Here is an 11,408-nt window from a genome sequence, read left to right as displayed (position 1 = left end):
TCAGGAACTTGTTCGCACCTTCCCTAACGCTTGTAGTAATGCGCGGGAAACCACTGTCTTCCCAACAGAAGTGTCTGTACCTGTAATAAAGAAACGCTTCAGCATCACTAACTCCACCGTTATGCTTTGAAAATATAAGCCAGGAAAATAATACAGTGGAGAAAGTCTAAGGTAAGAGAACCTGAATCAGCTTGAGATAGCGCAATTTTTTGTACAACAGTTAAAAAATGTTAACCCTGTAATAGACGAATCAACAAAGAACCGTTATACATCGCGTCCTTCACGAGTGCGGCCCCCGCCATCGTTCCCTGATTGGTAAACTGTGTGCTCTCAACAACAATGTGCTTACTGTAGGCTGGCAACGCCTGTTGGCGAATACTGTCAGCAATGGTCGGAAACAGAATATCTGCGGCCTTGCTGAGCGGAGAACCGATCAAAATCTTTTGCGGGTTGAATAAATTCACCATGATGGCCAGGATGCGTCCCACATGCGTACCGACGCCGTTAATAATATCTTTCGCCAATAAATCACCCTGCATGGCGGCAAGGCATATTGAATCCACCGTCAACGGTTGGCCATGCAGTGAGGAGCTCATCGACTGCTTCAGACGCACCTGTGCGAGTTCAAGAACGCTGTCTACACTGGCTATCGTTTCCAGACACCCATGATTCCCGCAGTAACAACGCTTGCCATACGGGTCCACCTGCGTATGGCCAATCTCGACCAGACTGCTGCTGCCCGCATGCAGTAAATGGCCGTCGGTGATCACCCCCGCGCCCACGTTGTGGTCAATCACTACCTGAATCACGTCGCGGGCACCGCGCGATGCACCAAAAAGCGCTTCAGCCATGGTCCAGGCGCTGATATCGTGCTGAATGTATACCGGTACCCCGGTATGACTCTCCAGCGCGTCACCCAGTGGCATCTCTTTAACGTCATCGTAAAACGGCATGCGATGAACGATGCCATTCTCGGTATCGATAATGCCCGGCATGGTGATGGCAATGGACGTTAAGCGTTCAAGCTTTTGCTGATGACGAATGAAGAATTGATCGACCTGCGCAATCACGCGATCGAGCAGCGGGATCTCGGAGACCAGCGCCATTTCAAGGCAATCTTCAACCACCAGTTTGCTGCTGAGATCGCGCAGTGCGAGAAAAATTTCGCCACGACTGATACGAATAGATAAGTAGTGCCAGGCTTCCGTCTCGACAACCAGGCCAACGGCCGGACGCCCACGACTCCCGGCTTCTTTGATTTCCAGTTCTTGCACCAAATGTGCTTCGAGCATTTCGCGGACAATCTTGGTAATACTGGCAGGCGCTAATTGCGCCAGGCGAGAGAGATCAATACGCGATACCGGTCCGAGCTGATCTATCAGGCGATAAACCGCGCCCGCATTGGTCTGCTTAATTTGATCGATATGCCCAGGCTGACTATCAGCAACCACCACTTACTCCCTTTATTTTCGCGCTCCGAAATAATCTGTAGGCTATGGTGAAGTACTTCAATGGTTTCCGTCAACTTTTTACTTAGCCGTGTGATTTACCGCACATTTTCACCGGTTTTTAAACTAATTTAAGCACGCTGTACCGCCGCTAAAAGCTGCTGGCGAAAGCGTTGCGCAGCATGGCTTTGCTCGCGATGTTTAGGCCACACCAGCCACATTTCAGATACAGCATCCTCTTCTGCTATCGGTACCCAACACATTTCATACAGCTGTACCCGTTTAAAGGAGGCTGGCAGAATAGACACCCCCAACCCCGCCGCCACCAGGCCGATAATGGTCATCGCCTCCCCGACCTCCTGAGTTATAGTAGGCTTCAGGTCGTAGCGACGCATCAGGCCAAGAATATCGTCATACAATCCGGTCCCCACGTGCGGGTCAAAAAAGACAAACGGCTCGCGGGAAAGTTCCGCCAGAGTAACAACCGGCTTTTGTGCCAATGGATGCGCTCGAGGGATCATCGCCATCAGCGGTTCGTGCAGGATAACCTCCCGGTGCAGAGTGTCTGGCAGTTGCGTATTGCGCAGCAGTCCCATATCCAGCGTCCCTTCGCTTAATGGGGCAATCTGCTCGCGGGTATTCATTTCACGGGTTTGCATATGCACATCGGGGTAAGCCTGGCGAAAAAAGGACAGCGTATCTGACACCGCCTTAATAAACGGTGCTGAGGAGGTAAATCCGATACGCAACTCACCCGCTTCGCCCAAATGCAGACGTTCAGCTCTTGCTGCGGCTTCATTCACCAGCCCGAGGATCTGCCGACTGTCGGCCAGAAACTGCCTGCCTGCGGCGGTCAGCGCCACGCTGCGGTTGGTTCGCGCCAGCAATCTGGCACCCACCTGCTGCTCGAGGATTTGGATCTGTTGGCTCAATGGAGGTTGGGAAATGTTCAGCCGCGCCGCCGCACGGCCAAAATGGAGTTCTTCCGCAACCGCCACAAAGTAGCGCAGGTGACGCAGTTCAATATTCATATTTTTAAAATATTATTTGAGATTATTAATATATTAGACAGAATATTGTGATTTTCATACTCTAAAGACTAGTCCTGTATACCCAATGGATTTCATGTGAGCCGTACAACTACTGTCGATACTGCCCCGACAAGCGATGTTGATGAACAGATTATCTCCCAGCCAGATGCGTTTATAAAACGCGGCACCGCCTCTTTTATGCGCGTCACGCTGGCACTGTTTTCCGCCGGGCTGGCGACATTTGCCCTGCTGTATTGTGTACAACCGATCCTGCCGGTACTGTCCCATGAGTTTGGCGTATCGCCTGCCAGCAGCAGTATTTCACTGTCTATTTCCACCGCCATGCTGGCAATCGGTCTCCTGTTTACCGGCCCGCTTTCCGACGCCATTGGCCGCAAGCCGGTAATGGTCACCGCGCTCCTGCTGGCTTCCTGCTGCACCTTACTTTCAACGATGATGACCAGCTGGCACGGTATCCTGATCATGCGTGCATTGATTGGCCTGTCATTAAGCGGGGTCGCCGCGGTAGGTATGACCTATCTCAGCGAGGAGATCCACCCTAGCTTTGTCGCCTTTTCTATGGGGCTGTATATCAGCGGTAACTCGATTGGCGGCATGAGTGGCCGGTTGATCAGCGGAGTATTTACCGACTTTTTTAACTGGCGTATTGCGCTGGCGGCTATCGGCTGTTTTGCGCTGGCCTCCGCGCTGATGTTCTGGAAAATCTTACCCGAATCCCGCCACTTCAGACCGACGTCACTGCGGCCTAAGTCATTGTTTATTAATTTCCGCCTGCACTGGCGTGACCCCGGATTGCCGCTACTTTTCATGGTCGGATTCTTATTGATGGGGTCGTTTGTCACGCTGTTTAACTACATCGGCTACCGCCTGATGCTGTCGCCCTGGGAACTCAGTCAGGCGGTGGTCGGCCTGCTGTCCGTGGCTTACCTTACCGGTACCTGGAGTTCCCCCAAAGCAGGGTCAATGACCACCCGCTACGGTCGTGGCCCGGTGATGTTGTTCTCGACTGGCGTGATGCTCGTAGGCTTGTTGATGACGCTGTTCACCTCACTGTGGCTGATTTTTGCCGGGATGCTGCTCTTTTCCGCCGGTTTCTTTGCCGCACATTCGGTGGCCAGCAGTTGGATTGGTCCGCGCGCTAAACGCGCCAAAGGTCAGGCCTCGTCGTTGTATCTGTTCTGTTATTACCTGGGATCGAGCATTGCGGGTACGCTGGGTGGCGTTTTCTGGCATAACTACGGCTGGAACGGCGTCGGCGGGTTTATTGCGTTGATGCTGATCCTTGCGCTACTGGTGGGGTCCTGTTTACATCACCGTTTGCACGCCTGATTGTGATGCCCGGTATCGCCGGGCACACCGCATTACGTGGACGGCACGAATGCCTGGGCCGCGATTTGCATGCCCACCACCGTCCCGTTCATCAAGATATGCAGCATAATTGGCATCAGTATGCCGTTACTTTTAATTCGGGCATAAATCAGAACCAGTGACACGATAAACAACAGCAATAACGTCCTAAAATCCACATACTGCGTATGCATCAGCGCGAAAATGGCGGACACCACCGCTGACGTCAACCAGGTTTTATCCTTGAACCAGTACTGAAAGGCATTGAACAGGCAGCCGCGGAAAATCATTTCCTCATAAACCGGGGCAATAAATATCAGCGACAAACTCGACAGCCACAGCGCATAACTACGTAGTGATACCTGGGTTGTCACCCATTCTTCATTTTGTCTTATTCCCAACAGCCAGGGCCCGGCAAACTGCACCAGCAAAAGTGCGACAAATAAAATACCAAACCACGTCACGTTAAACGTGCCCTTTCCCAGACCTGCTCTTTTACTAAAAAAGAAATAATACAGCGGTACCAGCACAACGAACTCCACAGCAAACAGCAGTGGGAACAGTAATCCCTGCGCCTGTAACAGCGCGCTTTCAGCAAAAAAAAGGGGGACAAACGTGAGGCCAAACATCAGAATAAACATCGAAAAACAACCGGATACTGCCCGAGTTCTGGCGATATAGTCACTACTGATTTCCTGTTGCATACCGGCTCCCTGCTAAAAGATTACGCCATAGTTTAAAACATCAAATTTTGTTTATGATAAAAAGTATCATTATCACTTACAAGCTACCAACATTTCGCATTCTCTGCCGAGGAATGGGTAAATGCGGTAAATCACGTTAGACTCACAGGTCTGGTCCAACAGAACGAGAACGAAAATAATGAGTAACAGTACGAATTACCAACAGCTCACCCGCACGTTCCAGCGGCTCTCTCGCTTCTCCCACCTATCGGCTATCGCCAGTTGGGACATGTTCACCATGATGCCTCCTGGTGGCAGCCAGGCCCGTGGCGAAGCGCTGGCGGAACTGAACGTCCTGGAACATCAACTGTTAACCGATCCTAAGGTCGCCACCTGGATTGCCGGCGCGCAACACGAAGAATTGAATGATGTTGAACAGGCCAATTTGCGAGAAATGTCGCGTCTGCATCATCAGGCATCATTGTTGCCGGAATCACTGGTTGAAGCCAAATCCCTTGCGGGTAGCCGCTGCGAACACGCCTGGCGCAGCCAGCGCCCGGCCAATGACTGGGAAGGTTTTGCTGAGAACCTGAAGGATGTGGTGAAGTACAGCCGCGAAGAGGCCAGGCTGCGTGCCGAGGCCAAAGGTTGTTCACCGTATGATGCGCTGCTGGATGTGTTTGAACCCGACATGACCAGCGCCCGCCTGGACGTGTTATTCGCCGACCTCAAAGGCTGGCTCCCGGACCTGTTAAGCAAGGTGGTCGCCAAACAGTCCCGGCAATCGTTAATCGCGCCGGTTGGCCCTTTCCCGACGGCGGTGCAGCGCGAGTTAGGCCTTGAGACCATGGCGCAGTTGGGATTCGACTTTGCGGGCGGACGGCTGGACATTAGCGCCCACCCATTCTGCGGCGGCGTACCGGAAGATGTGCGTATCACCACACGGTATGATGAAAACGAACTGCTGAGCGCACTGTTTGGCGTTATCCATGAAACCGGCCATGCCCGCTATGAGCAGAACCTGCCGCGTAACTGGTCCGGTCAACCTATCGCCTTGGCACGCTCGACCGCCATTCATGAATCCCAAAGCCTGTTCTTTGAAATGCAGCTGGGTCGAAGCAGCGCCTTCCTGACGCGGCTAATCCCGGCGGTGAGGCGGCATTTTGGCGATCAACCCGCCTTTGAAGAAAGCAATTTTATCGCCTGGAACCAGCAGGTGAAGCCGGGCTTTATCCGCGTTGATGCCGATGAAGTGAGCTACCCCGCCCACGTGATCCTGCGCTACGAAATCGAGCGAGCACTGATTAACGGCGACATTGAAGTCGATGATATTCCGGCCTTATGGAATGAGAAAATGCAGGCGTGGCTGGGGCTGTCAACCATCGGCAATTACCGTAATGGGTGTATGCAGGATATCCACTGGACCGACGGTGGCTTTGGCTACTTCCCTTCCTATACCCTTGGAGCCATGTATGCAGCACAGTTGTTTAGTGCGGCAAATCGCGCGTTGCCGGGGTTAGAAACGGCCATTGCTCAGGGTGATTTCAGCGCACTGTTTGACTGGTTACGCCAGAACATCTGGCAGCACGGTAGCCGCTTTACCACCGAACAGCTGATTACGCAGGCCACCGGTGAACCACTCAGTAGCCGCTATTTCCGCGCACATCTGGAAGCCCGTTATCTGTAATTGCTTACCGTGAGTCATTGTACATATGGTTACACGCCGAAACCAATGACTCACGGAAGCCTTGATATTACAGCGATATAGTTATTTCAACGGCCCCGCAGTGGGGTTGAATGAAAAACCAAATCGAGGGTATGACAATGAAAAAAGTATTAGCTCTGGTTGTTGCCGCTGCTATGGGTCTGTCTTCTGCTGCATTTGCTGCTGAAACAACGGCCACCACGACTCCGGCCGCTGCAGCCACCACCAAAGCAGCCCCGGCTAAAACCACACATCATAAAAAACAGCACAAGGCGGCACCGCAGAAAGCGCAATCTGCCAAGAAACACACCAAAAAAACCACCGCTAAACCTGCTGCAGAACAAAAAGCACCAGAGCAAAAAGCACAGGCAGCTAAAAAGCACAGCAAAAAAGCCGTAAAACACGACGCAGCTAAACCTGCGGCTCAGCCAGCGGCATAATCCGTCAGAAATAACGCTGGCGTCCCCCACGCCAGCGCCTACGGCGCTAGCTCTTGTCGGTTTAGCGCCGCGTTCGGAGGGTAAAAGGGTGTCCCATTACCGCTTTGAGTTCATTCTTATTACACTGATAATTTGCGGCCTTATTGCCACGCACTTTTATCTTTCCTGAGTGTAGTTACCTGATTTTACTCCCACTTTCCCACCGTCCCGTCTATAGTATTCATTGAGGGTTTGCTTTTAATAATCATAATTCCCCACCAGAGTGTGATATGCATAAAACCATTGCGGTATTACTGGGTTCTATTTGTCTTTCTCCTGTCGTTGCGCATGCGGATCGGCCAGAAACGCCCGCCACTGAAGCTGAAGACATTAAAACGCTCTTCTTTGGTCATGACGATCGCGTACAGATCCCAGACCCGACTCAATCGCCCTGGGACGCCATCGGACAACTGGAAACCGCCAGCGGTAACCTGTGTACGGCCACGCTCATTTCTCCGCATCTGGCCTTGACCGCCGGGCACTGTCTGTTAACACCCCCTAAAGGCAAGCCGGATAAAGCCGTTGCGCTGCGCTTTGTGTCAAAAAAAGGCGTCTGGCGCTATGAAATCCACGGCATTGAGGCACGGGTTGATCCTTCACTTGGCAAGCGCTTAAAAGCGGATGGCGACGGCTGGATTGTGCCCCCTTCTGCGGCACCCTGGGATTTTGGTCTGGTGGTGTTGCGTTACCCCCCATCAGGAATTACACCGCTTCCCTTGTATGAAGGCGATAAAACCGCATTAACCGCTGCGCTGAAAGCCGCCGATCGCAAAGTCACTCAGTCAGGCTACCCGGAAGACCATCTGGACGATCTGTATGCGCATCAGGATTGTGTAGTGACCGGCTGGGCGCAAAACACCGTCATGTCTCATCAGTGCGACACGCTCCCGGGTGACAGCGGTTCCCCATTGATGCTGAAGACAGATGCGGGCTGGCAATTGATTGGTGTGCAGAGCTCCGCTCCGGCGGCGAAAGATCGCTGGCGGGCCGATAACCGCGCGATTTCGGTCACCGGTTTTCGCGATAAACTGGACGCGTTAGCGAAGGGATAACAACATGCTGCCCGCAGATACAGGCAGCATTTTTATCAGGCGAGTTTAATCATTATCATACCGGCCAGTAACAATGCCACGCCAATCCAGCCTTTATTATTCAGGCGCTGACCAAAAAGCACCCAGCCTGCGGCCAACGTGGCGGCAATCCCGAATCCCCCCCACAGGGCATAAGCAACGGAAAGGTCGATGCCTTTTACCGCCTGAGACAGCGCACTAAAGGCTGCCAGCACGGCGACCAATGACAGCACGCCATAGGCTTTACGACGAAAACCATCGGAAAATTTCAAAAAGACGTTAGCGACAATTTCCAGCACGATGGCCATCCCCAACCAGGCGCCGTGAACCCATTCAAACTGCTGCATGGGTCACCTCGCCCCTCGCTTTTGCTGGCTTTCGTGTGCCTGATTTAATCAGCACGATACCGAACACTAGCGAGACTAATCCGGCCACCTTCATCGCCGACAGGGTTTCGTCAAATAACAGCACGCTAAACAGCGTAATAAATAAAATACCGATACCTTCCCATAACGCGTAGGCCACGCCGAGGGCGATTTTTTTAACGGCGAAACTGAGAAAAATATACGATAAGGCGATCATTACCAGCATTAAAATAAAGCCCGCATTACCATTACCTACGCTTGCCCATTTCATCGACAGCGTACCTGTAATTTCAGCCGCAATGGCCAGACCTAATAAAATCCAGTAAAACATGATACTTCTCCTGCTAGAGAATAAAGTCCTTTGGGCTTACCGCATGCAGCAAACCAAAAAATAAAATCAGATAGCTCAGCGCATAGCGCCAGCTCAGGCAGAAGAAGGGACTAAAGCGCGTTGCGCCAGAGTTGCTCACCTGCAAGCAGGAAAGTAGAAGAGGTACGAAGAAGTGTAGGTAAACGCAAAAACATCCTGAACGTATTGTCCATAATATTACAATTATCCGCAGTGTTGCTTCTCGTCATCGCGGATGATAATTGTCCTCGGTAGTTAAACACACGCAATTTGTATCATAGGTTCAAGACGAACTCAAAATCTTTTCACTTCTTTACCTGGTTCGTTTGATTTTTGTTATAACGACTCGAGGCAGATCACACTATTATCCAGGTTCAGGATAACTCTTCAGGAATAAACATGGCGAAACCCATTATCACGCTTAGCGGTCTAAAATTAGTCATTATGTTGGGCATGCTGGTGATCATTCTGACCGGCGTCCGCTTTGCGGCCGATATCATTGTCCCCTTTATTCTGGCGTTATTTATTGCCGTGGTGCTTAATCCCGTGGTCCAGCGAATGGTCAAACTTCGCATTCCGCGAGTATTAGCCGTGTCATTGCTGGTGGTTATTATTGTGATGCTAATGGTGCTGCTTTTAGCATATTTAGGGACATCCTTAAATGAATTAGCGAGAACGCTACCGCAATACCGTTCTTCACTGGTTATCCCGCTGAAAAATATCGAACCGTGGCTGCAGCGCGCGGGAATGGGTGTTTCCGTCGACGAACTCGTGAAGTATATCGACCCTAATGCGGCGATGACGCTGGTGACCAATTTGCTGACGCAATTGTCCAATGCCATGTCATCTATCTTTTTACTGCTGCTGACCGTCGTGTTTATGCTACTGGAAGTGCCACAGTTACCCGGCAAACTCAAACAAATGATGAGCAGACCCGTTGAGGGAATGGCCGCTATTCAACGTGCAATCGACAGCGTGTCACACTACCTGGTCCTCAAAACGGCCATCAGTATTGTCACCGGTCTGGTCGCCTGGGGCATGCTGGCCGCACTGGATGTCCGCTTCGCATTTGTCTGGGGACTGCTGGCTTTCGCGCTGAACTACATCCCCAATATCGGATCCGTGCTGGCGGCGATCCCCCCTATTGCTCAGGTACTGGTGTTTAGCGGATTTTACGATGCCCTGGTGGTGCTGGCGGGCTATCTGGCGATTAACTTGATATTCGGTAACATTCTCGAACCGCGCATCATGGGACGCGGACTGGGGCTATCGACGCTGGTGGTTTTTCTGTCGTTGATATTCTGGGGCTGGTTACTGGGACCGGTTGGCATGCTGCTTTCTGTCCCACTCACCATCATCGTTAAAATTGCACTTGAGCAAACTGAAGGCGGCCAAAGCATTGCCGTTTTGCTGGGCGATCTCAATAAAGCGTGAAGCCGCCTCTCTCACTAATAAGCGGAATGTGCCATAAAAAAACGGCCTCCGAGGAGGCCGTATGACATGTTAGTAATAATTACAGCGCTTTCAGAATCGCATCCACGCTGGCTTTGGCATCGCCAAACAGCATATGGGTGTTATCTTTAAAGAACAGTGGGTTCTGCACGCCGGCATAACCGGTATTCATTGAACGTTTAAACACAATGACGTTCTGCGCCTTCCACACTTCCAGAACCGGCATACCGGCGATTGGGCTTTTCGGATCGTCCAGCGCCGCCGGGTTAACGGTATCGTTCGCGCCGATGACCAGTACGGTGTCTGTATCAGCGAAATCATCGTTGATTTCATCCATTTCCAGCACGATATCGTAAGGCACCTTCGCTTCCGCCAGCAGCACGTTCATATGCCCCGGCAGACGCCCGGCAACCGGGTGGATACCGAAACGCACCTTGATGCCGCGTGCACGCAGTTTTTCGGTGATTTCGGCCACCGGATACTGTGCCTGCGCCACCGCCATGCCATAGCCTGGAGTGATAATCACCGAGTGCGAATCCTTCAGCATTTCTGCCGTTTCTTCCGCGGAAATCTCGCGATGCTCACCCGCTTCCTGATCGTCACCAGTAGAAGAACCGTCGGTACCAAAACCACCGGCAATGACGCTGATGAAGGAGCGGTTCATCGCCTTACACATAATGTAAGACAGGATCGCACCCGAAGAACCCACCAGCGCACCGGTAACAATCAGCAGATCGTTGCTCAACATAAAGCCCGCCGCCGCTGCCGCCCATCCTGAATAGGAGTTCAGCATCGATACCACAACCGGCATATCTGCCCCGCCGATAGACGCCACCAGATGCCAGCCAAACGCCAGCGCGATAATGGTCATCACCAGCAACGCCAGAACCTGCAGACCCACGCTTTCAGTACGCACGAACAGCACCAGCAGCAGGAACGAAACCACCAGCGCCGCAAGGTTCAGCTTGTGGCGATTCGGCAGCATCAGCGGCTTAGAGGATATCTTGCCGCGCAGTTTACCAAACGCCACAATAGAACCCGTGAAGGTCACTGCACCGATGAAGATGCCAAGGAACACTTCAGTCAGGTGAATATTCACCAGAATCGGTTCCAGACCCGCTTCGTGATACAGGTAGCTGTTAAAACCAACCAGCACCGCCGCCAGGCCAACGAAGCTGTGCAGGATCGCCACCAACTCCGGCATCTCGGTCATTTCGACTTTCTTCGCCAGACGAATACCAATCGCGCCACCGATGATCATGGCAACCAGAATCCACGCGACGTTGCCGGTATCCGGACCAAAGATCGTGGCAATCAGCGCAATCGCCATCCCGGCGATACCGAAGTTATTACCCTGCTGGGACGTTTCATGCTTAGAAAGCCCCGCCAGGCTGAAAATAAACAGGATCGCGGCAACAATGTATGCAGCTGTAACTAATCCTCCAGACATGTGCTACC

General features: G+C 52.2%; 11 protein-coding genes and 1 pseudogene. 5 read left to right on the top strand and 7 right to left on the bottom strand.

The genetic code is table 11. From position 1 onward, the window contains the following. Positions 1–24 precede the first annotated feature (24 nt). The 3 genes and pseudogenes from FDW88_RS01805 to FDW88_RS01795 form a co-directional block, all read right to left on the bottom strand. Positions 25–105: pseudogene (locus FDW88_RS01805) on the bottom strand (AAA family ATPase); the annotation flags it as partial. A gap of 125 nt (positions 106–230) precedes the next feature. Then, complete coding sequence (gene mlc / locus FDW88_RS01800) at positions 231–1,451, bottom strand: sugar metabolism global transcriptional regulator Mlc (RefSeq protein WP_115259946.1); 1,221 nt, start codon at positions 1,449–1,451, stop codon at positions 231–233. Positions 1,452–1,579: 128 nt separating this feature from the next. Further along, entirely contained in the window at positions 1,580–2,479 is a 900-nt protein-coding gene (locus FDW88_RS01795; protein ID WP_117343086.1) for a LysR family transcriptional regulator, read from the bottom strand. A gap of 96 nt (positions 2,480–2,575) precedes the next feature. Here FDW88_RS01795 and FDW88_RS01790 point away from each other — a divergent pair, with 96 nt between their 5' ends. Beyond that, a complete protein-coding gene (locus FDW88_RS01790; RefSeq protein ID WP_137361902.1) occupies positions 2,576–3,829 on the top strand; it encodes an MFS transporter in 1,254 nt (417 codons plus the stop codon). Positions 3,830–3,861: 32 nt separating this feature from the next. On the opposite strand, the gene FDW88_RS01785 is transcribed toward FDW88_RS01790, so the two are convergent. Next, positions 3,862–4,551 carry a CPBP family intramembrane glutamic endopeptidase gene (locus tag FDW88_RS01785; RefSeq protein WP_137361901.1) on the bottom strand — a complete coding sequence of 230 codons (690 nt, stop codon included), beginning with the start codon at positions 4,549–4,551 and terminating at the stop codon, positions 3,862–3,864. A 178-nt stretch (positions 4,552–4,729) separates the two neighbouring features. On the opposite strand from FDW88_RS01785, the gene FDW88_RS01780 reads away from it, so the two are divergent. From FDW88_RS01780 to FDW88_RS01770, 3 genes are all read left to right on the top strand, one after another. After that, complete coding sequence (locus FDW88_RS01780) at positions 4,730–6,217, top strand: carboxypeptidase M32 (protein ID WP_137361900.1); 1,488 nt, start codon at positions 4,730–4,732, stop codon at positions 6,215–6,217. 137 nt (positions 6,218–6,354) lie between these two features. Beyond that, a complete protein-coding gene (gene asr, locus FDW88_RS01775; protein ID WP_115259947.1) occupies positions 6,355–6,675 on the top strand; it encodes an acid resistance repetitive basic protein Asr in 321 nt (106 codons plus the stop codon). A gap of 269 nt (positions 6,676–6,944) precedes the next feature. Beyond that, positions 6,945–7,766 carry a serine protease gene (locus FDW88_RS01770; protein WP_137361899.1) on the top strand — a complete coding sequence of 274 codons (822 nt, stop codon included), beginning with the start codon at positions 6,945–6,947 and terminating at the stop codon, positions 7,764–7,766. 35 nt (positions 7,767–7,801) lie between these two features. Here FDW88_RS01770 and mdtI read toward each other — a convergent pair whose 3' ends face one another. Next, a complete protein-coding gene (gene mdtI, locus FDW88_RS01765; RefSeq protein ID WP_040233868.1) occupies positions 7,802–8,131 on the bottom strand; it encodes a multidrug/spermidine efflux SMR transporter subunit MdtI in 330 nt (109 codons plus the stop codon). Then, positions 8,118–8,483, bottom strand: coding sequence for a multidrug/spermidine efflux SMR transporter subunit MdtJ (gene mdtJ, locus FDW88_RS01760; RefSeq protein ID WP_170972989.1), 366 nt, complete (start codon positions 8,481–8,483; stop codon positions 8,118–8,120). The genes mdtI and mdtJ overlap by 14 nt, the downstream gene beginning before the upstream one ends. A gap of 414 nt (positions 8,484–8,897) precedes the next feature. Here mdtJ and FDW88_RS01750 point away from each other — a divergent pair, with 414 nt between their 5' ends. Further along, positions 8,898–9,932, top strand: coding sequence for an AI-2E family transporter (locus tag FDW88_RS01750; protein WP_137361898.1), 1,035 nt, complete (start codon positions 8,898–8,900; stop codon positions 9,930–9,932). Between the two features lie 79 nt (positions 9,933–10,011). On the opposite strand, the gene pntB is transcribed toward FDW88_RS01750, so the two are convergent. After that, a complete protein-coding gene (gene pntB, locus FDW88_RS01745; protein ID WP_096757109.1) occupies positions 10,012–11,400 on the bottom strand; it encodes a Re/Si-specific NAD(P)(+) transhydrogenase subunit beta in 1,389 nt (462 codons plus the stop codon). Between the last annotated feature and the right edge of the window lie 8 nt (positions 11,401–11,408).

Origin of the sequence: Citrobacter sp. wls829, from assembly GCF_005280825.1 — a bacterium.
Taxonomy (GTDB): Bacteria; Pseudomonadota; Gammaproteobacteria; order Enterobacterales; family Enterobacteriaceae; genus Citrobacter; species Citrobacter gillenii.
This window is presented reverse-complemented; position numbering and strand designations above follow the sequence as displayed.

Coding starts and splice junctions, on each gene's coding strand:
- FDW88_RS01795 (WP_117343086.1), bottom strand. CDS start 2,479: ATGAATATTGAACTGCGTCACCTGCGCTACTTTGTGGCGGTTGCGGAA.
- FDW88_RS01785 (WP_137361901.1), bottom strand. CDS start 4,551: ATGCAACAGGAAATCAGTAGTGACTATATCGCCAGAACTCGGGCAGTA.
- FDW88_RS01780 (WP_137361900.1), top strand. CDS start 4,730: ATGAGTAACAGTACGAATTACCAACAGCTCACCCGCACGTTCCAGCGG.
- asr (WP_115259947.1), top strand. CDS start 6,355: ATGAAAAAAGTATTAGCTCTGGTTGTTGCCGCTGCTATGGGTCTGTCT.
- FDW88_RS01770 (WP_137361899.1), top strand. CDS start 6,945: ATGCATAAAACCATTGCGGTATTACTGGGTTCTATTTGTCTTTCTCCT.
- mdtI (WP_040233868.1), bottom strand. CDS start 8,131: ATGCAGCAGTTTGAATGGGTTCACGGCGCCTGGTTGGGGATGGCCATC.
- FDW88_RS01750 (WP_137361898.1), top strand. CDS start 8,898: ATGGCGAAACCCATTATCACGCTTAGCGGTCTAAAATTAGTCATTATG.
- pntB (WP_096757109.1), bottom strand. CDS start 11,400: ATGTCTGGAGGATTAGTTACAGCTGCATACATTGTTGCCGCGATCCTG.